The 22,565-nt window shown below is 65.8% G+C and carries 28 protein-coding genes and 1 tRNA gene; 25 read left to right on the forward strand and 4 right to left on the reverse strand.

The window, feature by feature from the left end; translation table 11 throughout:
• The first annotated feature begins 83 nt into the window (after positions 1 to 83).
• From KO490_RS15155 to KO490_RS15180, 6 genes are all read left to right on the forward strand, one after another.
• The gene (locus KO490_RS15155) at positions 84 to 416 is read left to right on the forward strand and encodes a helix-turn-helix transcriptional regulator (RefSeq protein WP_216020266.1); all 333 of its coding nucleotides are present in this window, start codon (positions 84 to 86) and stop codon (positions 414 to 416) included.
• 36 nt (positions 417 to 452) lie between these two features.
• Positions 453 to 1,505: an ACR3 family arsenite efflux transporter gene (arsB, locus tag KO490_RS15160; RefSeq protein WP_216020267.1), complete on the forward strand. Its 1,053-nt coding sequence runs from the start codon at positions 453 to 455 to the stop codon at positions 1,503 to 1,505.
• On the forward strand, positions 1,502 to 1,921 hold the full coding sequence (locus KO490_RS15165; protein WP_216020268.1) for an arsenate reductase family protein: 420 nt from the start codon (positions 1,502 to 1,504) through the stop codon (positions 1,919 to 1,921). The genes arsB and KO490_RS15165 overlap by 4 nt, the downstream gene beginning before the upstream one ends.
• Complete coding sequence (gene arsH, locus KO490_RS15170; protein WP_216020269.1) at positions 1,914 to 2,627, forward strand: arsenical resistance protein ArsH; 714 nt, start codon at positions 1,914 to 1,916, stop codon at positions 2,625 to 2,627. Before KO490_RS15165 ends, arsH begins: the two co-directional genes overlap by 8 nt.
• Positions 2,628 to 2,717: 90 nt before the next feature.
• Positions 2,718 to 3,017 carry a DNA-binding protein gene (locus KO490_RS15175; RefSeq protein WP_252727226.1) on the forward strand — a complete coding sequence of 100 codons (300 nt, stop codon included), beginning with the start codon at positions 2,718 to 2,720 and terminating at the stop codon, positions 3,015 to 3,017.
• Between the two features lie 55 nt (positions 3,018 to 3,072).
• Positions 3,073 to 3,147 (forward strand) — tRNA-Val (locus KO490_RS15180).
• Between the two features lie 12 nt (positions 3,148 to 3,159).
• Here KO490_RS15180 and KO490_RS15185 read toward each other — a convergent pair.
• Positions 3,160 to 3,681 (reverse strand): CBS domain-containing protein, encoded by a 522-nt coding sequence (locus KO490_RS15185; protein WP_216020270.1) that lies wholly within the window; start codon positions 3,679 to 3,681, stop codon positions 3,160 to 3,162.
• 83 nt (positions 3,682 to 3,764) lie between these two features.
• Between KO490_RS15185 and KO490_RS15190 the strand changes: the two genes are divergently transcribed.
• On the forward strand, positions 3,765 to 3,944 hold the full coding sequence (locus tag KO490_RS15190) for a hypothetical protein (protein ID WP_216020271.1): 180 nt from the start codon (positions 3,765 to 3,767) through the stop codon (positions 3,942 to 3,944).
• 13 nt (positions 3,945 to 3,957) lie between these two features.
• Here the strand turns inward: KO490_RS15190 and nqrM are convergent, their stop codons facing one another.
• Together nqrM and KO490_RS15200 are read right to left on the reverse strand one after the other, a co-directional pair.
• On the reverse strand, positions 3,958 to 4,197 hold the full coding sequence (nqrM, locus tag KO490_RS15195) for a (Na+)-NQR maturation NqrM (RefSeq protein WP_216020272.1): 240 nt from the start codon (positions 4,195 to 4,197) through the stop codon (positions 3,958 to 3,960).
• Between the two features lie 32 nt (positions 4,198 to 4,229).
• Entirely contained in the window at positions 4,230 to 5,219 is a 990-nt protein-coding gene (locus KO490_RS15200) for an FAD:protein FMN transferase (protein WP_216020273.1), read from the reverse strand.
• A 208-nt stretch (positions 5,220 to 5,427) separates the two neighbouring features.
• Between KO490_RS15200 and KO490_RS15205 the strand changes: the two genes are divergently transcribed.
• The 7 genes from KO490_RS15205 to dusA all read left to right on the forward strand — a co-directional run bounded on the left by KO490_RS15205 (position 5,428) and on the right by dusA (position 12,404).
• Entirely contained in the window at positions 5,428 to 6,771 is a 1,344-nt protein-coding gene (locus KO490_RS15205; protein WP_216020274.1) for a Na(+)-translocating NADH-quinone reductase subunit A, read from the forward strand.
• A gap of 3 nt (positions 6,772 to 6,774) precedes the next feature.
• Positions 6,775 to 7,974, forward strand: coding sequence for an NADH:ubiquinone reductase (Na(+)-transporting) subunit B (locus tag KO490_RS15210; protein ID WP_216020275.1), 1,200 nt, complete (start codon positions 6,775 to 6,777; stop codon positions 7,972 to 7,974).
• Positions 7,967 to 8,776, forward strand: coding sequence for a Na(+)-translocating NADH-quinone reductase subunit C (locus KO490_RS15215; protein ID WP_216020276.1), 810 nt, complete (start codon positions 7,967 to 7,969; stop codon positions 8,774 to 8,776). Before KO490_RS15210 ends, KO490_RS15215 begins: the two co-directional genes overlap by 8 nt.
• On the forward strand, positions 8,776 to 9,429 hold the full coding sequence (locus KO490_RS15220; protein ID WP_216020277.1) for an NADH:ubiquinone reductase (Na(+)-transporting) subunit D: 654 nt from the start codon (positions 8,776 to 8,778) through the stop codon (positions 9,427 to 9,429). The genes KO490_RS15215 and KO490_RS15220 overlap by 1 nt, the downstream gene beginning before the upstream one ends.
• Positions 9,429 to 10,037 (forward strand): NADH:ubiquinone reductase (Na(+)-transporting) subunit E, encoded by a 609-nt coding sequence (gene nqrE, locus KO490_RS15225; protein WP_216020278.1) that lies wholly within the window; start codon positions 9,429 to 9,431, stop codon positions 10,035 to 10,037. The genes KO490_RS15220 and nqrE overlap by 1 nt, the downstream gene beginning before the upstream one ends.
• Positions 10,038 to 10,059: 22 nt before the next feature.
• On the forward strand, positions 10,060 to 11,283 hold the full coding sequence (nqrF, locus tag KO490_RS15230; RefSeq protein ID WP_216020279.1) for an NADH:ubiquinone reductase (Na(+)-transporting) subunit F: 1,224 nt from the start codon (positions 10,060 to 10,062) through the stop codon (positions 11,281 to 11,283).
• Positions 11,284 to 11,429: 146 nt separating this feature from the next.
• On the forward strand, positions 11,430 to 12,404 hold the full coding sequence (gene dusA, locus KO490_RS15235) for a tRNA dihydrouridine(20/20a) synthase DusA (protein ID WP_216020280.1): 975 nt from the start codon (positions 11,430 to 11,432) through the stop codon (positions 12,402 to 12,404).
• Here the strand turns inward: dusA and mazG are convergent.
• Positions 12,401 to 13,219, reverse strand: a complete 819-nt coding sequence (mazG, locus tag KO490_RS15240) for a nucleoside triphosphate pyrophosphohydrolase (protein WP_216020281.1) — start codon at positions 13,217 to 13,219, stop codon at positions 12,401 to 12,403. The genes dusA and mazG overlap by 4 nt on opposite strands.
• A 64-nt stretch (positions 13,220 to 13,283) precedes the next feature.
• On the opposite strand from mazG, the gene KO490_RS15245 reads away from it, so the two are divergent.
• The 11 genes from KO490_RS15245 to ggt all read left to right on the forward strand — a co-directional run bounded on the left by KO490_RS15245 (position 13,284) and on the right by ggt (position 22,528).
• Positions 13,284 to 14,447 (forward strand): M20 aminoacylase family protein, encoded by a 1,164-nt coding sequence (locus KO490_RS15245; protein ID WP_216020282.1) that lies wholly within the window; start codon positions 13,284 to 13,286, stop codon positions 14,445 to 14,447.
• Between the two features lie 140 nt (positions 14,448 to 14,587).
• Positions 14,588 to 14,917 carry a preprotein translocase subunit YajC gene (gene yajC / locus KO490_RS15250; protein ID WP_216020283.1) on the forward strand — a complete coding sequence of 110 codons (330 nt, stop codon included), beginning with the start codon at positions 14,588 to 14,590 and terminating at the stop codon, positions 14,915 to 14,917.
• A gap of 15 nt (positions 14,918 to 14,932) precedes the next feature.
• The gene (gene secD / locus KO490_RS15255) at positions 14,933 to 16,597 is read left to right on the forward strand and encodes a protein translocase subunit SecD (protein WP_216020284.1); all 1,665 of its coding nucleotides are present in this window, start codon (positions 14,933 to 14,935) and stop codon (positions 16,595 to 16,597) included.
• A 1-nt stretch (position 16,598) separates the two neighbouring features.
• On the forward strand, positions 16,599 to 17,594 hold the full coding sequence (gene secF, locus KO490_RS15260; protein WP_216020285.1) for a protein translocase subunit SecF: 996 nt from the start codon (positions 16,599 to 16,601) through the stop codon (positions 17,592 to 17,594).
• 3 nt (positions 17,595 to 17,597) lie between these two features.
• A complete protein-coding gene (locus tag KO490_RS15265) occupies positions 17,598 to 17,948 on the forward strand; it encodes an Mth938-like domain-containing protein (RefSeq protein ID WP_216020286.1) in 351 nt (116 codons plus the stop codon).
• Positions 17,948 to 18,568 carry a heme ABC exporter ATP-binding protein CcmA gene (gene ccmA, locus KO490_RS15270; protein ID WP_216020356.1) on the forward strand — a complete coding sequence of 207 codons (621 nt, stop codon included), beginning with the start codon at positions 17,948 to 17,950 and terminating at the stop codon, positions 18,566 to 18,568. The genes KO490_RS15265 and ccmA overlap by 1 nt, the downstream gene beginning before the upstream one ends.
• On the forward strand, positions 18,565 to 19,221 hold the full coding sequence (gene ccmB, locus KO490_RS15275) for a heme exporter protein CcmB (RefSeq protein ID WP_216020287.1): 657 nt from the start codon (positions 18,565 to 18,567) through the stop codon (positions 19,219 to 19,221). Before ccmA ends, ccmB begins: the two co-directional genes overlap by 4 nt.
• Before the next feature lie 39 nt (positions 19,222 to 19,260).
• Positions 19,261 to 19,986: a heme ABC transporter permease gene (locus KO490_RS15280; RefSeq protein WP_216020288.1), complete on the forward strand. Its 726-nt coding sequence runs from the start codon at positions 19,261 to 19,263 to the stop codon at positions 19,984 to 19,986.
• Positions 19,983 to 20,126 carry a heme exporter protein CcmD gene (ccmD, locus tag KO490_RS15285; protein WP_216020289.1) on the forward strand — a complete coding sequence of 48 codons (144 nt, stop codon included), beginning with the start codon at positions 19,983 to 19,985 and terminating at the stop codon, positions 20,124 to 20,126. Before KO490_RS15280 ends, ccmD begins: the two co-directional genes overlap by 4 nt.
• Positions 20,119 to 20,670: a DsbE family thiol:disulfide interchange protein gene (locus KO490_RS15290; protein WP_252727228.1), complete on the forward strand. Its 552-nt coding sequence runs from the start codon at positions 20,119 to 20,121 to the stop codon at positions 20,668 to 20,670. Before ccmD ends, KO490_RS15290 begins: the two co-directional genes overlap by 8 nt.
• 52 nt (positions 20,671 to 20,722) lie before the next feature.
• Positions 20,723 to 22,528, forward strand: a complete 1,806-nt coding sequence (gene ggt, locus KO490_RS15295; RefSeq protein ID WP_216020290.1) for a gamma-glutamyltransferase — start codon at positions 20,723 to 20,725, stop codon at positions 22,526 to 22,528.
• Positions 22,529 to 22,565: the final 37 nt, after the last annotated feature.

Consider the following 22,565-nt stretch of genomic DNA (forward strand, 5'->3'; position numbering starts at 1 on the left):
GGAAAATGGGCGCCCGTCGGGAAACCGGCGGGCGCCTTTTCGTTCGCCTTGCGGGCGCTGGTCGTTTCCGATATACATGAAATATGGAAAAGACTCTTGCCCTCGATACGCTCTCGGCCTTGGCCCATGACATCCGTCTGGACGTGTTCCGCTGCCTTGTGCAGGCGGGGCCGGAAGGCATGCCCGCCGGAGAGATCGCGACCGCGCTGGATATCCGGCCGAACACCCTGTCCAACAACCTGAACATCCTGTCCGCGACGGGTCTGGTCCGGTCGGCGCGCGAAGGCCGCTCGATCCGCTATTTCGCTGAAATGGAGGCCATGGCCGCATTGCTGGGCTTCTTGTTGCGCGATTGTTGCGGGGGCAGGGCAGAGCTGTGCCAGCCCGTTCTGGACCAGATCGCCTGCAACTGCTGATCGCAACCTGACATCTGATCGAAAGCCGACCCTTTCATGACCGACATGACAGATACCGGGGGCGGGGCCCTTGGAACATTCGAACGCTGGCTGACCCTGTGGGTCGCGCTTGCGATGATCGGCGGCATCGCCCTGGGCGCCGTCGCCCCGGGGCTCGTGCAGGCCATCGCCACCGCCGAGATCGCCTCGATCAACCTCGTGGTCGCGGTGCTGATCTGGGCCATGGTCTATCCCATGATGGTGAATGTCGATTTCGGGTCCGTCGCGGGGGTGGCGCGGCAGCCGCGCGGGCTGATCATCACCTTGGCGGTCAACTGGCTGATCAAGCCGTTCAGCATGGCGCTTCTGGCCGTGCTGTTCTTCGATCATGTCTTCGCCCCCTGGATCGATCCGCAGGATGCCCAGCAATATATCGCGGGCCTGATCCTGCTGGGGGCCGCACCCTGCACGGCCATGGTCTTCGTCTGGTCGCAGCTGACGCGGGGGGATGCGACATATACCCTGGTGCAGGTTTCGGTGAACGACCTGATCATGGTGGTGGCCTTCGCCCCCATCGTGGCGCTGCTGCTGGGCGCGACCGAGATCTCGGTGCCCTGGCAGACGCTGGTCCTGGCGACGATCCTCTATGTCGTGCTGCCCTTGGCCGCAGGGCTGCTGACCCGCCGGATGCTGGGCAGCCAGGACGCGATCGAGAGCTTCTCGTCCCGGATCAAGCCCTGGTCGATCATCGGGCTGGTGGTGACGGTCGCCATCCTCTTTGCGCTGCAGGGTGGCGTGATCCTGTCGCGCCCGACGGTGATCCTGCTGATCGCGGTTCCGATCATCGTCCAAAGCTATCTGATCTTCGCGCTTGGATACGGGGCGGCCTGGCTGATGCGGGTGCCGCATCGGATCGCGGCCCCCTGCGCGATGATCGGGACGTCGAACTTCTTCGAACTGGCGGTTGCTGTGGCGATCAGCCTTTTCGGGCTGAATTCCGGGGCGGCGCTGGCGACGGTGGTGGGCGTCCTGGTCGAGGTTCCGGTGATGCTGACGCTGGTCGCCATCGCGAACCGCACGCGCGCCAGCTTCCCCGAGGGGCCGGCATGATCGTCATCCACCACAACCCCGATTGCGGCACATCGCGCAACGTGCTGGCCATCATCAGGGCGTCGGGGGCCGATCCGGTCGTGGTCGATTACCTGACCGAGGGGTGGACACGTCCGCAGCTGCAGGCGCTGTTCGCGGCGGCGGGACTGACGCCCCGGACGGCGCTGCGTGTCCGGCGATCCCCCGCGGAGGGGCTGGGTCTGCTGGACGAAGGCGTTCCCGATGACGAAATTCTGGACGCCATGATACGGCACCCGATCCTGGTGGAACGGCCCATCGTCGCATCCCTGCGGGGGGTTCGGCTGTGTCGTCCGTCGCAGACCGTGCTGCCTCTGCTGGACCGGATGCCCAAGGGGCCGGTCTTCAAGGAAGACGGCCAGATGATACTGAACGAGAAGGGCGAGATCGTTGACTGACCTCCCGAATGTAAAGACCGAGAGCTTCCGGCCCGTCGATGCGGCCAGCCTGTTTCCTGCGCGATGCAGCAGCCATGCGCCCCGCATCCTGCTGCTCTATGGATCGTTGCGCGATCGCAGCTTCTCGCGCCTCTCGGCCGAGGAAGCGGCGCGCATCCTGAACGCCCTGGGGGCCGAGACGCGCTTCTTCGATCCGCATGGTCTGCCGATGGCCGATGCCACGGCCGACGACCATCCCAAGGTGGCCGAGCTGCGCGAGCTGGTGACCTGGTCCGAAGGGATGGTCTGGTCATCCCCTGAACGCCACGGGGCGATGACCGGCGTGATGAAGAACCAGATCGACTGGATCCCCCTGTCGCTTGGCGGCGTGCGCCCAACGCAGGGCAAGACCCTGGCCGTGATGCAGGTCTGCGGCGGCAGCCAGAGCTTCAACACCGTGAACCAGATGCGCATCCTCGGGCGCTGGATGCGGTTGCTGACCATCCCCAACCAATCCTCAATCGCGAAGGCGTGGAACGAATTCGACGAGGAGGGCCGCATGAAGCCCACCCCCTTCTACGACCGGATCGTCGACGTGATGGAGGAGCTGGTCCGTTTCACCCTGCTGACCCGCGACATCAAGGAAACCCTGGTCGATCGCTATTCGGAACGGGTGGAAAGCCACGCGGAACTGTCGCGGCGCGTCAATCAGGGCAGCGCAGTCTGATCCCGCGAAGATCAAGCCCTTGCGCGGTAAAGATTGACGCAAGGGCTTCTCTCGCTACTCTGGGGCCATGCTTGTTCCGAGGAGGCGGATATGGCCGAAAGGGAAGACATGATCGACGGGATGCGCAAGGGGGCCGTCGATCCCCATGTCGCATTGGTGGTGCAGAAACGCGATTTCGTGGATCGCGTGCTGGCCGCGACGGGTGCGAAACGCGGCGATGCCCGACCCATCATCGAAGCGACGCTGGCGCAACTGGGCGATGTCCTGTCTTCGGGCTCGACGCTGGCCGTGCCGCCCTTGGGGCGTGCGCGTGTCGCGCTGGAACGGGATTCGCGCGGGGCCGAGGTGATCACGCTGCGCCTGCGCCGCCCCGCGCAGGAAAAAAACTGACGGGGCGGATCTGCCTCTTGCAACGGGGAACGGGGGGCGCTAGAAGCCGCGTCACGGGTGATTAGCTCAGTGGTAGAGCGCTTCGTTCACATCGAAGATGTCAGGGGTTCAAATCCCTTATCACCCACCATTTCCCCCTTTTTCAGCCGACGATCAGCTGCTTGATCTGCAGCGCTTCGTATTCCAGCGCCTGAAGCCGGTAATTCACCACATCCCCGATCGAGACCATGCCGATGATGTTGCCATTGTCGACGACGGGCAGGTGACGGAAGCGGCCATCGGTCATGCGGCGCAGCACCTGGACCAGCGTATCGGCGGGGGTGCAGGTCTCGGGCTGGGTGGTCATCAGCTCGGCCACGCTTTGCGGCAGGGTCTGACCGGGCGTGTCGGCCAGGCGGCGAACGATGTCGCGTTCGGACAGGATCCCCACAAGATCGCCCTGCGGCGATTGTACGGGCAGGGCGCCGATCCGCTTGTCGCGCAGCACGGTCACGGCGGTCGCGATGGTATCTTCGGGCTGGATCCAGAACACCTCGCTGCCCTTGTGGTCCAGGATGTGCTGGACCGTGGCCTGGGCCGGGGACAGGTTGGTGTCCACGCTCTGGCTGCGGGTCGGTTCGCGACCCTCGTCGTCACGGGTATGAGGCTTGTATGAAGAAACCATCGGCCTGTGCCTCCCTTGATCCGTCTTCAGCATAATGCAATCAGCGAATCAAAACACGCGTTAACTTCCGGAGGTTCCACAGCTTGACCGAACTGACCCTGACACCGCTGATCGCGACGATCATCTTCGTGATCGCCTGCATCGCGGGATACGCCTATCGTCGGACCTGGAAATCGGAAGGCCCGGCGTGGAAATTGTGGCTGTTCGGGGTGATCGCCGCGGCGGCACTGCTGACCCTGGGCTTCACGCCGCTGCAGGGCTAGGCGGCAAAACGGGTCAGGTGGCTTCCCGACCCATGTCTTCCAGCATCTTCTTCGCGCGCGGGCAGTTCAGCCGGTCGCGAAGTGGGCTGTCGGGGTCGATCTCCTGCTTGCAGACAAGGCAGTGATCGGCATCGGCGATGGCGTTCAGGCCACCGCAGCTGCCCTTGATGGTCCGCCCGCTGAAGATGACGCCAAGCGCCATTCCCAGCATCACGAACAGCAGAAGGCCGAAGGCGAGGATGAAGGTCGACATGGTCAGCCTCCTTTCCCGGGCTGGCGTTGCTTTCAGACGGCCAGCGCGCCGAAGCGGTCGCTTGCCGTGGTTGCGAAGCCCTTGTCGCCCGACTGGCCGGTGCGATCAATGAAAAGCACCGCCATGTCACGATCATTTGCGATCTGCAGGCCGCGCTCGGTGCCCAGCACCAGAAGGGCGGTGGCCCATGCATCGGCCATCATCGCGTTTTCGGTCATGACGGTCACGGATGCGGTCGAATGGGTGACCGGGCGGCCCGTGGTCGCGTCGATGATATGCGAATAGCGCTTGCCTTCGTAATCGAAGAAGTTGCGGTAATCGCCCGAGGTGGCCATGCCCATGTCGGACACGCCGACGACCTGCTGGACGCCGCGATCATGGCTCTGGGGGGTCTCGATGCCCACGCGCCATGCATGCCCGTCGGGGTTCGTCCCGGCGGTATAGAGATCGCCGCCGATCTCGACCATGAAATCCTTGATGCCGTGTTCGGCCATCACGCGCGCCACGCGGTCCACGCCGTAACCCTTGCCGATGGCCGACAGATACACCTCGGCCTCGGGGCGCATCTTGTGCAGGCGCTGGCCTTCGACGCGCAGGGCATCGGACTGGCCGCAGCAGGCGAGGGCCTGCGCGATCTCGGCATCCGACGGCATGTCGCCGCGGGCATGGCCCGAACCGAAGCCCCAGAGGTCGATCAGCGGGCCGACGGTCACGTCGAAGCTGCCGCCGGTCGCGGCGTTCACTTCGGCCGCAGCCTCCATCACATGGGCCAGATCGGCCGAGACCTTCATGCTGCCCGGCGTCGTGGCGGCGTTGAAGATCGAGATCTCGGAACCGGAATCCCAGTTCGACATCTGGCGGTTGACCAGGGCAAGGCTGTCGTCGATCGCGGCCTGCAGCTGCGTCTTGTCGACGCTGCGGGTGTGATCCACGGCCACGATGTTGTAGCTGGTTCCCATCGTCAGGCCGGACATTTCCAGAACGGACCAGCCCTTCTTGCACGCTGCCAGGGCAATCGGCATGACAAAGAAGCTACGGCGAGTAAGATTGAAGGCGGTCGTCACGGGTATCTCCGCAGAAAGAAGGCTGATGTTCGACATGAGACAGGGGGCGTTCTGACGATCTTTGGCCCCGGATACAACATTAAAGTCGAAAAATCCCCGTAAAGAACTTCCATAAGGCGGCTATGAAGCGCATAAGGCGCCCGGGAAAAGGACAGGACGAAACCACGTGCAGCAATATACGTTGAGAAAAGGTCTCGATGTCCCGGTGCAGGGGGCTCCGGAGGGCGGAATCGAAAACGCGCAGCCGGTTCGCACCGTGGCCGTGTTGGGGCAGGACTACCTCGGACTGAAGCCCAGGCTTGCGGTGCAGGAAGGCGATACCATCGCCGCCGGCGCGCCCATCCTGGCGCACAAGGACACGCCCCGGGTTCAGGTCACTTCGCCGGTATCGGGACGAATCAAGGCCATCAATCGCGGCGCACGTCGCGTTCTGATCAGTGTCGAGATCGAGGTCGACGAGAATGCGGCCCAGCCGGTGGACTTCTCGGGTGTTGGCGACGCCGATACCGACGAGGGCCTGGCCGAACGTCTCTGCGCCTCGGGGTTGTGGACCTCGTTCCGCACGCGTCCCTATTCCAAGGTGCCCGATCCCGAGACGCGTCCCGCCGCCATCTTCGTTACCGCGATGGATACCGAGCCGCTGTCGGGCGACGCCGCCCTGATCATCGCCGAGGATGCCGCGGCATTCCGTCGCGGTCTGGAGGCCGTCGCCGTCCTGAGCGAGGGTGCCACCTATCTCTGCCAGCGTCCGGACGACCGGATCATCGACGCCGAGATCCCGGGCGTCGTCGTGGCGGGCTTCGAAGGTCCGCATCCGGCGGGTCTTGCCGGCACGCACATGCATTTCCTCGATGCCCCCTCGAACAGCAAGGTCGTCTGGTCCATCGGCTATCACGACGTGATCGCCATCGGGCGCCTGCTGGAAACCGGCTGCATCGACAGCACCCGCGTCATCGCCATCGGCGGCCCGCTCTGCGCGCGTCCGCGGCTGGTGCGCACGCTGGCCGGGGCCTCGATGGTCGATCTCTGCACGGACGATCTGGCCACCGAAACGCCGGTGCGCATGATCTCGGGTTCGATCCTGTCGGGTCGTCTGGGTGACGGGCCGACCGCCTATCTGGGCCGCTATGCCCGCCAGATCACCCTGATCAAGGAGGATCACGAACAGATCCCCATGGGCTGGATCCGCCCGATGTTCAGCAAATACGCCTTCCAGCCGGTGCTGGGTTCGGCGCTGAAGAACAAGCTGTTCCCGCTGACGTCGAACCTGAACGGCGGACGCCGCGCGATGGTGCCGATCGGCACGTTCGAACAGCTGATGCCGCAGGATTTCCTGCCGACGCAGCTGCTGCGTGCCCTGCTGGTGATGGATACCGATCAGGCACAGGCCCTCGGCGCGCTGGAGCTGGACGAGGAGGACCTCGGGCTCTGCGGCTTCGCCTGTCCTGCAAAATACGAATACGGCATCGCCCTGCGCGACAGCCTTACCAAGATCGAGAAGGAGGGCTAGGTCGTGGGTCTCCGCGCATTCTTCGACCGGATCGAGCCGCAGTTCACTGCGGGCGGCAAGTACCAGAAGTACTTCCCCATCTACGAGATGGTCGAAAGCTTCATCTACACGCCGAAATCGGTGACGACCGTGGCACCCCATGCCCGGTCCTACATCGACATGAAGCGGATCATGACCTACGTGGTCATCGCGACGATCCCCTGCATCCTGTTCGGCCTGTACAACACCGGCCTGCAGACGAACATGGCGATCGCCGAATACGGCGCATCGGGCTGGCGTGCCTGGATCATCGACACCCTGGGCATCGGGTTCAACCCGGCCAACCCGCTGGCCAACATGCTGCACGGGTTGCTGTATTTCCTGCCCATCTATCTGGTCACGCTGATCGCGGGCGGCATCTTCGAGGTGATCTTCGCGGTCGTGCGCGGCCACGAGGTCAACGAGGGCTTCCTCGTCTCCTCGATGCTCTATGCGCTGATCCTTCCGGCCTCGGCGCCGCTGTGGCAGGTGGCACTGGGCATCATCTTCGGCGTGGTGATCGGCAAGGAGGTGTTCGGCGGCACCGGCAAGAACTTCCTCAACCCGGCGCTGGTCGGGCGGGCGTTCCTGTATTTCGCCTATCCCGCGCAGATGTCGGGCGACACGATCTGGACGCCTGTCGACGGCTTCTCGGGGGCGACGGCGCTGGCCATCGGCGCGACCGACGGCTACCAGGCGCTGCCCGAACGCGGCATCACGTGGATGGACGCCTTCATCGGCACGATCCAGGGCTGCATCGGGGAAACCTCGACCCTGGCCGCGCTGATCGGCCTGGCATTCCTGCTGGCCACGCGCATCGCCAACTGGCGCCTGATCGCGGGCTGCCTGCTGGGGATGATCGGCTTCTCGACGCTGTTGAACTTCATCGGATCCGACACGAACCCGATGTTCGCGATGCCCTGGCACTGGCACCTGGTCGTCGGCGGCTATGCCTTCGGTCTGGCCTTCATGGTCACGGAACCGGTCTCGGCCAGCCACACCAACACGGGCCGCTGGATCTATGGCGCGCTGATCGGCTTCATGGTCGTGATGATCCGCGTGATCAACCCGGCCTTCCCCGAAGGCATGATGCTGGCGATCCTGTTCGGGAACGTCTTCGCGCCGCTGATCGACCACTTCGTCGTTCAGGCCAACATCAAACGGAGGGCCAAGCGCAATGCCTGACGAGAACAAGAAGAAAGGCCCCCTGGGCCGCTTCCTCGACCTTCCGGCGGATTCGATCGCCAAGACCGTGGTGGTCGCGACCGCGCTCTGCCTTGTCGCGTCGATGATCGTGTCGGCAGCCGCCGTGACCCTGCGCCCCATTCAGCAGGCCAACAGCCAGCGCGACAAGCAGATCAACATCCTCGAGGTTGCCGGCATCTATGAACCCGGCACCGACGTGGCCCAGGCATTCGAGGCGTTCGAGCCGCATGTCGTCGAGCTGGAGACGGGCGAGTTCGCCGACCAGTACGACATCGATACCTATGCCGATCTGGCCTCGGACTGGGATCCCGCCATCGTGCGCGCCCTGGACGAGGACCCTGCGGGCCTCGGCGGCGAGATGCTGGCCTATCAGATGGTCTATCTGCTGCGCGACGACGAGGGCGGGATCGACAAGGTCATCCTTCCGGTGGAAGGTTACGGCCTGTGGTCCACGCTCTATGGTTTCATCGCGCTGGAAGAGAACGGCAACGACATCTTCGGGCTGCAGTTCTATCAGCACGGCGAGACGCCGGGCCTGGGCGCCGAGGTGGACAACCCGCGCTGGAAGGCGCTGTGGAACGGCAAGAAGCTGCGCGACGAGGACGGCACGCTGCAGATCACCGTGGCCAAGGCGCCGCCCGCCGCGGGCCGCGACTATTATATCGACGCGCTGTCGGGGGCGACCCTGACCTCGCGCGGGGTGGACAACCTGGTACGCTTCTGGATGGGTGAAGAAGGCTTCGGGCCCTTCCTCGAGCGGCTCAAGGCAGGAGAGATCTGATGGCTCAGACACGTAGATCGCAACTTGTGGACCCGCTGATCGACAACAATCCGATCACGCTGCAGGTCCTGGGCATCTGTTCGGCCCTGGCCGTGACGTCGTCGCTGAAGGTCGCGCTGGTCATGGCCATCGCCGTGACGCTGGTGACGGCCTTCTCGTCGATGTTCATCTCGATGCTGCGCAACCACATTCCGGGTTCGATCCGCATCATCGTGCAGATGGTCATCATCGCGTCGCTGGTGATCCTGGTCGACCAGGTCCTCAAGGCCTATGCCTTCGAGATCTCGAAGACGCTGTCGGTCTTCGTGGGCCTGATCATCACGAACTGCATCGTGATGGGCCGCGCCGAGGCATTCGCGATGAAGAACCCGCCCGTGGACAGCTTCATCGACGGCATCGGCAACGGCCTGGGCTACGGCCTGATCCTGATGACCGTGGGCGTCTTCCGCGAGCTGTTCGGTTCGGGGTCGCTGTTCGGCATCACCATCCTGAAGACGGTGAACAATGGCGGCTGGTACGTCCCGAACGGCCTGCTGCTGCTGCCGCCTTCGGCCTTCTTCGTGATCGGCCTGCTGATCTGGGCCATCCGCGCCTGGAAGCCGGGTCAGGTCGAGGAGCGCCAGTACAAGATCCAGACCGTGGAGGCCCACTGATGGAGGGTTTGATCTCTCTCGCCGTCAAGGCGGTCTTCGTCGAGAACCTCGCGCTGTCCTTCTTCCTGGGCATGTGCACCTTCATCGCCGTGTCGAAGAAGATCTCGACCGCGATCGGGCTGGGCATCTCGGTGATGATCGTGCAGGCGATCACCGTTCCGGCCAACAACCTGATCCTGACCCAGCTGCTGGCGCCCGGTGCGCTGGCATGGGCGGGCTTTCCCGATATCGACCTGACCTTCCTCGGGCTGATCTCCTATATCGGCGTCATCGCGGCGCTGGTGCAGATCCTGGAGATGGTCCTCGATAAGTACTTCCCGCCGCTCTACAACGCGCTCGGGGTGTTCCTGCCGCTGATCACGGTGAACTGCGCCATCCTGGGCGGTTCGCTGTTCATGGTCGAACGCGGCTACAACTTCTCGGAGAGCGTGACCTACGGCGTCTCGTCCGGCTTCGGCTGGGCCCTGGCGATCACCGCGATGGCCGGCGTGCGCGAGAAGCTGAAATATTCCGACATCCCCGACGGCCTGCAGGGCCTGGGCATCACCTTCATCACCGCAGGTCTGATGGCGCTGGCCTTCATGTCCTTCAGCGGCGTGAAACTCTGAACGCGGAAGGGGTCAGCAAGACATGGAAACCTTCAGCCTCGGCGTCATCCTGTTCACCCTGATCGTGATCGCGCTGGTCACGATCATCCTTGCCGCACGTTCGCGGCTGGTGTCCTCGGGCAACGTCAACATCACCATCAACGGCGAGAAGACCATCTCGGTCCCCGCCGGCGGCAAGCTGCTGCAGACCCTGGCCGAACAGAAGCTGTTCGTGCCGTCGGCCTGCGGTGGCGGCGGCACCTGCGCGCAGTGCCGCGTGCGCGTCCACGAGGGCGGCGGGTCGATCCTGCCCACCGAGGAGACGCATATCACCAAGCGCGAGGCATCCTGCGGCGACCGCCTGTCCTGTCAGGTGGCGGTCAAGCAGGACATGCAGATCGAAGTCCCCGAAGAGGTGTTCGGCGTCAAGAAATGGGAATGCGAAGTCATTTCCAACGAGAACGTCGCCACCTTCATCAAGGCGCTGGTCCTGAAGCTGCCCGAGGGCGAGGACGTCAAGTTCCGCGCCGGCGGCTATATCCAGATCGAGGCCCCGGCCCACAAGCTGTCCTACAAGGATTTCGACGTGGCCGAGGAATATCGCAGCGACTGGGACCGCTTCGACCTGTGGCAATACGAAAGCCAGGTCGACGAACCGATCGAGCGTGCCTATTCGATGGCGAACTATCCGGACGAGAAGGGCATCATCATGCTCAACGTCCGCGTGGCCTCGCCCCCGCCGGGTTCGCAGGGCATTCCCGCGGGCAAGATGTCGTCCTACATCTTCAACCTGAAGCCCGGCGACAAGGTGACCATCTCGGGCCCGTTCGGCGAATTCTTCGCCCGCGACACCAAGAAGGAAATGGTCTTCATCGGCGGCGGCGCGGGCATGGCGCCCATGCGCAGCCACATCTTCGACCAGCTCAAGCGCCTCGAGAACCGCGACCGCAAGATCACCTTCTGGTACGGTGCGCGTTCCAAGCGCGAGATGTTCTTCGTCGAGGATTTCGACGAACTGGCCGCCCAGTTCCCGAACTTCGAATGGCATGTCGCCCTGTCCGACGCGCTGCCCGAGGACGAGTGGACGGGCTATACCGGCTTCATCCACAACGTCCTCTACGAGGAATACCTCAAGGATCACCCGAACCCCGAGGATTGCGAATACTACATGTGCGGTCCCCCCATCATGAACCAGTCGGTCATCAACATGCTCCTCGAGCTTGGCGTCGACCGCGAGGATATCATGCTGGACGATTTCGGCGGCTGAACGGAAACACGGGATGCGGGGGCTTCGGCCCCCGTTTCCTTTTGCGGCCCCGGACGGTTCACGCGGGCGCCGGGATCGACTATATGACCTGCTTTCCATGCCGCCGGTCGTCCGGCGCGCGGTCATTTCGATAGGTGCCTCGAACCATGAAGCTGCAGGATCACGCCCGTCTCTCTGTCGCGCCGATGATGGACTGGACGGATCGCGAATGCCGGTACTTCCACCGGCTGATGTCGCGCAACGCGCTGCTCTATACCGAGATGGTGACGGCACCGGCGGTGGTTCACGGCGACCGGCCCCGGCTGCTGGATTACGATGCCGCGGAACATCCGCTGGCCCTGCAGCTGGGCGGGTCCGACCCGCAGGAACTGGCCGAGGCGACCCGCATCGCCGCCGATTGGGGCTATGACGAGATCAACCTGAATGTCGGCTGCCCGAGCGACCGTGTCCAGTCGGGCTGTTTCGGGGCGGTTCTGATGAAGGATCCCGATCTGGTCGCGCGCTGCGTCGAGGCGATGCAGGCCGCAAGCCCGGTCGAGGTGACGGTGAAATGCCGCATCGGTGTAGACGAACAGGACGCATCCAAGGTGCTGCCCGCCTTCGTCGCGCGCATGGCGGATGCGGGGATCGCGCGCATGTCGATCCATGCCCGCAAGGCTTGGCTGCAGGGCCTGTCACCCAAGGAGAACCGCGAGGTTCCCCCGTTGGATTATCCGCTGGTCCACGCCATGAAGGCCCGGTTCCCGCAGCTGCATCTGTCGATCAACGGCGGGATCGCGTCGCTGGACCAGGTGCGCACGCATCTGGATGCGATGGACGGGGTGATGGTGGGGCGCGCGGCCTATCACGAGCCGTGGAACATCATGGGGCAGGCCGACGCGCTGTGGGGCGATGCACCGCCCTTCGCGGACCCGTCCGAGGTCGCCGTCGCGATGCGCGACCGGCTCGGGGCGTATCTGTCGGCAGGGGGCAGGATGCACCAGATCACCCGTCACATGCTGGGCCTGTTCCACGGGCGTCCCGGCGCACGGGGCTGGAAGCGCATCCTGTCCGAGGCCTCGTCGCGCGGGACGCTGGCCGATTACGACGCCGCCCTGGCCGCAGTGACCGAAACGGCCTAGGCCTTCTCGGCCCGCTTGGCCGCATCCCACAGGCGATCCATCTCGGCCAGGTCGCTGTCCTCGGGGCGGCGACCGTCGCGGGCCAGCGCATCCTCGATCGCGGTGAAGCGGCGGGTGAATTTCGCGTTCGCCCGGCGCAGCGCCTGTTCGGGATCGACCTTCAGGTGGCGCGCAAGGTTCGCCATCACGAACATCAGGTCGCCGAACTCCTCCTCGACCTGATCCTGGCCAAGGGTATCGCGGGCCTCGACCAGTTCCGCGACCTCTTCGGTGATCTTGTCGGTGACGCCGCCGATCTCGGGCCAGTCGAAGCCCACGCGGGCCGCGCGGTTCTGCAGCTTGACCGCGCGGGTCAGCGCCGGCAGGCCCAGGGCCACCCCGTCCAGCGTGCCGCGTTCGGCCTTGCCCGCGCGTTCCACGGCCTTGATCGCCTCCCAGTCCTTCACCTGCTGTTCGGCGGACTTGTCGCGCGATTCGTCGCCGAAGACATGCGGATGGCGGAAGATCAGCTTGTCGCTGATCGAGGCCGCGCAATCGGCGAAATCGAACATGTCGCGTTCCGAGGCCATCTGCGCGTGGAACACCACCTGCAGCAGCAGATCGCCCAGTTCGCCCGGCAGCTCGTCCCAGGCCTTGCGTTCGATCGCGTCCTCGACCTCGTGGGCCTCTTCGATGGTATAGGGGGCGATCGAGGCGAAATCCTGTTCGATATCCCAGGGACAGCCCGTCTTCGGATCGCGCAGATCGGACATGATGCCGATGAGGCGGGTGATCTCGGCCGCCGGGTCGCGGCGTTCGGAACGATTGTCGGGCATTGCAAATCCCCTTGCGCAACAGGAAGGTGCGTTTCGACTGCCACAAGGAAGGACGCCTGTCCACATGCCCGTTCTGAACCGCATCGCCGATTTCGCCGACGACATGACGGCATGGCGCCGCCACATGCACCGCCACCCGGAACTGAGCTTCGACTGCCACGCGACCGCCGCCTTCATCGCGGAACGCCTGCGCGAGTTCGGCGTGGACGAGATCCACGAGGGCATCGCGCAGAGCGGCATCGTCGCGATCATCCGTGGCCGGTCCGAAGGTTCGACCGTCGGCCTGCGTGCCGATATCGACGCGCTGCCCATGTCCGAGACGACGGGCGCGGAATGGGCCTCGACCGTGCCGGGCCGGATGCATGCCTGCGGCCATGACGGCCATGCGACGATGCTGCTGGGTGCGGCGCGATACCTTGCCGAGACGCGCAACTTCGCCGGGCGCGTGGCGCTGATCTTCCAGCCCGCCGAGGAAAATGGCGGCGGGGCCGACATCATGGTGCAGGAGGGCATCATGGAACGCTTCGGCATCGCCCGCGTCTTCGCGATGCACAACAATCCCGGCCAGGCGCCGGGCAGCTTCCTGACGACCCCCGGTCCGATCATGGCTGCCGTGGACACGTTCGACATCCATGTGAAGGGGCGGGGCGGCCATGGCGCGATGCCCCACATGACGGTCGATCCTATCGTGGCCGCCGTGGCCATCGTGTCGGGCATCCAGACCATCTCCAGCCGCAACCATCATTCCGCGGACGATCTGGCGATCTCGGTCACGCAGATCCATGCGGGCAGCGCGGACAACATCGTGCCGGACACCGCCTATATCAACGGCACTGTCCGCACCTTCGCCCCCCATGTCCGCGAAATGGTCGCCCGCCGCATCCGCCAGATCTGCGAGGGGCAGGCAGCGGCCTATGACCTGACCGTCGATCTGGACTATGTCGAGGGGTATCCGGCGACGGTGAACGACCCCGCCCAGACCGATTTCGCCACCGCCGTCGCGCGCGAGATCGCGGGCGACGGCGCCGTCAGCGATCAGGGCGGGCGAGAGATGGGGGCCGAGGATTTCAGCTACATGCTGCAGGCGCGGCCCGGCTGCTACCTGTTCATGGGGCAGGGCGACACGGCGGGACTGCACAGCCCCGATTACGATTTCAACGACGAGGTCGCCCCGGTCGGCGCCAGCTTCTTCGCCCGCCTGGTCGAACGCGCACAGCCCGCCGCCTGACGCCCTTCTCACGTTGACGTTGCCCCACCCCCGCCGGGTGGGGCGCTTTCTTGCCAATGGCGGTCCGCGCGGCTAGGGTCCGTGCCGACCCAGACATGGCCCCGCCTTTCCGCCGGGGCCTTCTTGCGAAAGGAATATCGATGTTCGTGACCCCCGCTTACGCGCAGGCCGCCGGTGCCGGTGCGACCTCTGCCATCACGCAGTTCATCCCGCTGATCCTGATCTTCGCGATCATGTATTTCCTGATGATCCGCCCCCAGCAGAAGCGTGCCAAGCAGCATCGCGAAATGGTGGCCAACCTGAAGAAGGGCGATCAGATCATCACGCAGGGCGGCATCCTGGGCAAGGTTTCCTCGGTTCGCGACGACGAAGTCGAGGTCGAGATCGCACAGGGCGTCCGTATCCGCATTGTCCGCAGCACCGTGGCGCAGGTCCTGAACAAGACCGAGCCGGTCGCCGCGAACAGCTGAGGAGGCGCAAGCCAGATGCTTCAGATTGACCGCTGGAAGCGCATCCTGATTATCGGGATCTGTCTTCTCGGGCTGCTCTATGCGCTGCCCAACGCCTTCTATGCCCGCGTCGAGGCGCATAACGATGCCGCGGCCCAGATCGAGGCCAGCGGCGTGGAAACGCCCGAGCTGATCGCGGCGCGGGACGCCTGGCCGTCCTGGCTGCCCGCGGGGCTGGTCAATCTGGGGCTGGACCTGCGCGGCGGCGCCCATCTTCTGGGCGAGGTCCAGGTCGAGCAGGTCTACAAGTCGCGCATGGACGCGCTGTGGCCCGAACTGCGTAGCGCCCTGGCCGAGGACCGCGGGACGGTCGGTGCCATCCGTCGCGTGGATGCCCCCGAGGGAGAGTTGCGCATCGAGATCGGCAATCCCGACCAGATGGCCCGCGCGGTCGAGATCGCGCGCGAATTTTCCGACCCCGTGACGACCCTGACCGGGGCGGGCCAGCAGACGCTGGACATCACCGGCAGCGGCGCGACCCTGTCGATCGGGCTGTCGGATGCCGAAAAGACCGTGACTGACGACCGCACGATCCAGCAGACGCTGGAGATCGTGCGCCGTCGCGTCGACGAGGTGGGCACCCGCGAACCCACCATCATGCGTCAGGGCAGCGACCGCGTGCTGATCCAGGTGCCGGGCATCGGTTCGGCCGCCGAGCTGAAAGAGCTGATCGGCACCACCGCCCAGCTGACCTTCAACCCGGTCGTGGGGACCACCGGCGATGCCGATGCCCAGGCGGGCGTCGGTCAGACCGTCGCGCCCTTGATCGACCAGGAGGGGGTGTACTACATCCTCGACGGCACGCCCGTCGTCACGGGCGAGGATCTGGTCGATGCGCTGCCCGCCACCGACCAGAACGGCCTTCCCGCCGTCACCTTCCGCTTCAACCCCAGTGGCGCACGCGCCTTCGGGTCCTATACCTCGGCCAATGTGGGCCAGCCCTTCGCCATCGTTCTGGACAACGAGGTCATCTCGGCCCCGGTGATCCGCCAGGCGATCACCACGGGTTCGGGGCAGATCTCGGGCTCGATGGATTTCGACCAGGCCAACCAGCTTGCGGTGCTGCTGCGCGCAGGCGCACTGCCCGCAGAGATGACCTTCCTCGAGGAACGGACCGTCGGTCCCGAACTGGGGCAGGACAGCATCGACGCGGGCAAGGTCGCGGCGGGCGTGGGCTTCGTGCTGGTCGTCGCGCTGATGATCGGCAGCTACGGCATGTTCGGCATCTTCGCGACCGTCGCGCTCGGGTTCAACATGGTGCTGCTGTTCGCGATCCTGTCGGCCATCGGCGCGACGCTGACGCTGCCGGGCATCGCGGGGATCGTGCTGACCATCGGCATGGCGGTCGATGCCAACGTGCTGGTCTTCGAACGCATCCGCGAGGAACTCAAGACCGCCCGCGGCCCCGCCCGTGCCATCGAGGCCGGCTACGAGAAGGCCATGTCGGCCATCGTGGACGCCAACATCACCACGCTGATCGTGGCGGGCATCCTGTTCGTGCTGGGCTCCGGCCCGGTCAAGGGCTTTGCCGTGACGCTGACCATCGGGATCGTCACCTCGGTCTTCACCGCGCTGTTCGTCACGCGCCTGATCACCGTCATGTGGTTCGAACGCGCCCGCCCGAAAAAGATCGAGGTCTGACATGGCATTCCGTCTGAAACTGGTCCCCGACGAGACCAAGATCGACTTCTTCCGCTGGCAGTTCGTGACCTTCGGGTTCTCGGCCATCCTGATGATCGCATCGGTGCTTCTGCTGTTCGTCAACGGGCTGAATTTCGGCATCGACTTCCGCGGTGGCACGACCATCCGGACCGAGGCCGTCCAGCCCATCGATGTCGGCGCCTATCGCGACGCGATCCAGCCGCTGGATCTGGGCGATGTCGCCATCACCGAGGTGTTCGACCCCAGCTTCGGGCCCGAACGCAACGTGGCGCAGGTCCGCATCGGCGCGCAGGACGGGGCCGAGGCCGTGACGCCGGCCACCATCGAGGAGGTGCGCGGCGTCCTGCAGCAGATCGACCCCTCGATCGAGTTCGCATCCGTCGAATCGGTCGGCCCCAAGGTGTCGGGCGAACTGATCAACACCGCGATCTATGCGGTGCTGGCGGCGCTGGTCGGGATCTCGATCTATATCTGGCTGCGCTTCGAATGGCAGTTCTCGATCGGGGCGATCATCTCGTTGGTGCATGACGTGCTGATCACCATGGGCATCTTCGCGCTGTTCCAGATCCGGTTCGACCTGACCACCATCGCGGCGCTTCTGACCATCGTGGGCTATTCGATCAACGACACGGTCGTCGTCTTCGACCGCCTTCGCGAAAACCTGATGAAGTACAAGACGCGGCCCCTGCGCGACCTGATGAACCTGTCGGTCAACGAGACGCTGTCGCGGACGGTCATGACCTCGGGGACGACGCTTCTGGCGCTGATCGCGCTTCTGGTGCTGGGCGGCGACGTGATCCGCGGATTCGTCTTCGCGATCACCTTCGGGATCCTGATCGGGACCTATTCCTCGATCTATGTCGCGAAGAACTTCGTCCTGTGGCTGGGGGTCAAGCGCGATTGGGACAAGACCGATCCCAAGGACCCAAAGAAGCGCAAGAACGTTTCGCCCTTCGAAGGCGCCGAGGAGGTCTGATCCATGCTGAGCCCCACGGAATTCGACGGCCAGAACGCGGTGGACGGCTATGGGCCGGGTTTCTTCCGCGTGGCCGGCAAGGTCCATCACGGGGCCATCGTGGTCGAGGGCGACCGGATAAGCGGATGGGGTGGGCTGGATGACCGGGCCACCCTTCGCGGCCTTGCGGGCCGCGTGGACGTGCTGTTCTTGGGGATGGGTGCGGAAATCGCCTATGCCCCGCGCGACCTGGTCGAGGACCTGAAGGCGCTGGACATCCGGGTCGAGGCCATGGCCTCGGCCACGGCGGCGCGGACCTACAACGTGACCCTGTCCGAAGGCAGGCGCGTGGCCTGCGCGCTTCTGCCGCTGTGATCCGGCTTCGCGCCCGCGATCTGGCCGTGGCCCGCGGTGGCCTGCGCGTGATCGAGGGGGTGGAACTGGACCTGCGGGCGGGCCAAGCGCTGATCCTGCAGGGACCGAACGGGGCGGGCAAGACCACGCTGCTGCGCACCATCGCGGGCCTCCAGCCGCCCGCTGCGGGGACCATCGAGGCCCCCGAGGATTCCATCGCCTATGCCGCCCATGCCGATGCGGTGAAACCGACCCTGACCGTGGCCGAGAACCTGGCCTTCTGGGCGCAGGTCTTCGGGGGCGAGGGCAGCGATGCGCTGGCGCGGCTGGATCTTGCGCATCTGGCCGACCGGCCCGCCGCACGGCTGTCGGCGGGGCAGCGGCGGCGTCTGGGGCTTGCGCGGCTGCTGGTGACGGGCCGCCCGATCTGGGCGCTGGACGAACCGACGGTCTCGCTCGATCGCGGCTCGGTCGGGCGCTTCACCAAGATCCTTCGGGCGCATCTGGGGCAGGGCGGCATCGCCGTCATCGCCAGCCATCTGGATCTGGACCTGCCTGCGCAGGTGCTGGACCTTGATGCGCATCGTGCGGCACCGGGGCCCGTCGCCCGCCCCTCCAGCTTCAACGAGGCCTTCGGATGAGGGCGCTTCTGCTGCGCGATCTGCGGCTTGCGATGCGCGCGGGCGGCGGTTTCGGGCTGGGGCTGTGCTTCTTCTTGATCCTGACGGTCCTCGTGCCCTTCGGCATCGGGCCGGACCGTGCGGGGCTGGCCCCCGTCGCGCCGGGCATCCTGTGGGTCGGCGCGCTTCTGGCCTGCCTGCTGTCGCTGGACCGCATCTTCGCGCTGGATCACGAGGATGGCAGCCTGGATCTGCTGGCGACATCGCCCCTGCCGCTGGAGGGCGTCGTCGCGATCAAGGCGCTGGCCCATTGGCTGACGACAGGCCTGCCGCTGGTGATCGCGGCCCCCGTCTTCGGCCTGCTGCTGCAACTGCCCTTGGCGGCGATGCCCTGGCTGGTGCTGTCGCTGCTGCTGGGGACGCCCGCGCTGTCGGTGCTGGGGGCCTTCGGGGCGGCGCTGACCGTGGGGCTGCGCCGGGGCGGGCTGCTGATGTCGGCGCTGGTGCTGCCGCTGTATATCCCGACGCTGATCTTCGGGGCCGAGATCACGCGGCGCGGCGCCGAAGGCGCGCCGGTGGCGGCGCCCATCGCGCTGATCGCGGGGATCACCCTGGCCGCCGCGGCGCTGATCCCCTTTGCCGCCGCCGCCGCGCTTCGGATCAACCTGCGATGACGGCTTGAGCCTGCGCAGGGCATCGGGATAAGGAAAGCCATGTCGATCTGGGAATACGCCAACCCCGCCAAGTTCATGCGCACCACCGGCGCGATGCTGCCCTGGCTTGTCCCGGCGGCGGTCGTGGCGACGGTCGTAGGGGTCGTGTGGGGGTTCCTCACGCCCGACGATTACCGGCAGGGATCGACCGTCAAGATCATGTATATGCACGTTCCCGCCGCGATGATGGCGATCAACATTTGGGTGATGATGCTCGTCGCCTCATTGATCTGGATCATCCGGCGCCACCATGTCAGCGCGCTGGCCGCCCGGGCCGCCGCGCCCGTGGGTGCGGTGATGACGCTGATCGCGCTGGCCACCGGCGCGATCTGGGGGCAGCCGATGTGGGGAACCTGGTGGGAATGGGATCCGCGCCTGACCTCGTTCCTGATCCTGTTTTTGTTCTATGTCGGCTATGTCGCGCTGTGGTCCGCGATCGAGGATCCCGACAGCGCCGCCGACCTGACGGGCGTGTTGTGCCTTGTCGGGTCGGTCTTCGCATTGCTGTCGCGATACGCGGTCCTGTTCTGGAACCAGGGGCTGCACCAGGGCGCGTCGCTCTCGGTCGCCTCGGGGGAACGGATGTCGGCGGTCTATCGCTATCCGCTGTATCTGGCGATGCTGGGCTTTGCGGCGCTGTCGCTGGCGCTGATCCTGATCCGCACCCGGACCGAGATCCGCAGGCGCAGGCTGGCCGCCCTTCAGGCGAGGGAGCTTCGTTCGTGATCGAGCTGGGGAAATATGCGGGCGCCGTGATCGGTGCCTATGGCGTGTCGCTGGCACTGCTGGGCGGGCTGATCTGGCACAGCCTTGCCGCCAATGCGCGTGCGCGCCGCGATCTGGAAAGGCAGGAACGCAATGGCTAGGGTTTCACCCGTGGTGCTGATCCCGCCCGTGATCTTTGCGGGGCTGGCGGTCATGTTCCTGTGGGGGATGGGGCGCGACGATCAGCTGCCCTCGGCCTTCCAGGGGCGCGAGGCGCCCGCCCTGCCGCAGACCACGCTGCCGGGCAAGGATCAGCTGACCGACGACATGCTGCGCCAGCCGGGCGTGAAGCTGGTGAATTTCTGGGCCAGCTGGTGCCCGCCCTGCCGGGCCGAACATCCGACCCTGATGCAGCTTGCGAAGGAACTGCCCGTCTATGGCATCGATCTGAAGGATGCCGAAGGCGATGCGCTGGAGTTCCTGGCCGAGGATGGCGATCCCTTTGCCGCCATCGCGACCGATCCGAAGGGGCGCGGGGCCATCGACTGGGGCGTCACCGCCCCGCCCGAAACCTTCATCATCGACGGGCAGGGCCGCATCCTGCATCGCCATGCCGGTCCCCTGATCCGCGAGGATTACGAGCGCCGTTTCCTGCCGATGCTGCAGGATGCCCGCCGACAGGAACAACTGTCAGTTGCGGAGTGACTGACGTAGCGTCAGACTGCCTGCATCATCCGACATGAGAAGGAGCGGGCAGATGATGCGAACGGGTCTGACGCTGGCACTGCTGCTGGGCAGTGCGGCGGTTGCGGCGGCTCAGCAGGCCGCCGACGGGGTCGCCCCCGAAGGCGCAAGCGGCACGGCGGTGATCGCCGACGGTTTCGGCGATCTGGGGCAGGCGGCGCGTGACGCGCTGGCCGCGAAATCCGAAGGTCGCCCTGTCGAGGCGCAGGATTGGATGGTCGCAGCCGCCCATCCGCTGGCGGTCGAGGCCGGTGCCAAGGTGCTGGAGGCCGGCGGAACCGCCGCCGATGCCATGGTCGCGGTGCAGACGGTGCTGGGCCTCGTGGAACCCCAAAGCTCGGGGATGGGCGGGGGCGCGTTCCTTGTCTGGTACGACGCCGAAAAGGGCGAGGTGACGACGCTGGACGGCCGCGAGACCGCGCCCATGGCCGCGACGCCCACGCTGTTCCAGAACGACGCGGGCGAGCCCCTGGACTTCATGGAGGCCGTGATCGGCGGGCGTTCCGTCGGGACGCCGGGCACGCCGCGCCTGCTGGAGGTCGCGCACCGCAAATGGGGTCGTGCCAACTGGTCTGGCCTGTTCGACGATGCGATCCGGCTGGCCGAAGAGGGCTTCACCGTCTCGCCCCGCCTGGCAGGGGCCATCGCGGACGAGGGCGACGCGCTGCGCCGCTATGCCGCGACGGATGCCTATTTCTTCCCCGATGGCCAGCCGCTGGCCGAAGGCACGGTGGTCAGGAACCCGCAATACGGCGCGACGCTGCGTGCGCTGGCGATGGACGGGGCCGACGCATTCTACGAAGGGCCGATCGCGGGCGACATCGTGGCAGCCGTCGCGGGGGCCGAGGACAATCCCGGCGTGCTGGCCGCGGGCGATCTGTCGGCCTATCGCGTGATCGAACGTCCGGCGGTCTGCGTGGAATATCGCGCGCATGACGTCTGCGGGATGGGGCCGCCCTCGTCCGGGGCCCTGACGGTCGGGCAGATCCTGGGCATGCTGGAAGGGCAGGACATGGCGGCCCTGGGCGCCGAGAACCCCGAAAGCTGGCGCCTGATCGGCGATGCCTCGCGGCTGGCCTTCGCGGATCGCGGTCGCTTCATGGCCGACAGCGATTTCGTGCCCATGCCGACCGAGGGGCTGGTCGATCCGGCCTATCTGGCCAAGCGGGCGGAACTGCTGGCGGGCGACGACGCGCTGCCCGAAGTCAGCGCCGGTCAGCCGGGTTGGAGCCATGCCAGCCTCTGGGGGCAGGACAACGCGATCGAGCTGCCCTCGACCACGCATATCTCGATCGTGGACAGCTATGGCAACGCGCTGTCCATGACCACGACCATCGAGAACGGCTTCGGGTCGCGGGTGATGACCAACGGCTTCCTGCTGAACAACGAGCTGACCGATTTCAGCTTCTCGACCCATGACGATGACGGCTGGCCCATCGCCAATGCGCTGGCCCCGGGCAAGCGTCCGCGGTCGTCCATGGCACCGACCATCGTGATGAAGGACGGCGCGCCGTCCATGGTGATAGGGTCGCCCGGCGGCAGTCGCATCATCGGCTATGTCGCCAAGGCCATCATCGCACATCTGGACTGGGGCATGGACGTCCAGCAGGCCGTGGCCAGCCCGAACATCCTGAACCGCTTCGGCACGATGGATGTCGAACCGGGCCTGCCCACGGAACTGACCGAGGCGCTGTCCGGCATGGGCTTCGAGTTGAACGAGGGGGACCTGACCTCGGGGCTGCAGGGGATCGTCATCACCCCCGAAGGGCTGCAGGGCGGGGCCGATCCGCGTCGTGAAGGCATCGCCATCGGCGGCTGAACGGCACACATGAAGAAGGCCCCCGGTCGCGAAACCG

The organism is Paracoccus sp. C2R09 (genome assembly GCF_018860625.1).
GTDB lineage: Bacteria > Pseudomonadota > Alphaproteobacteria > Rhodobacterales > Rhodobacteraceae > Paracoccus.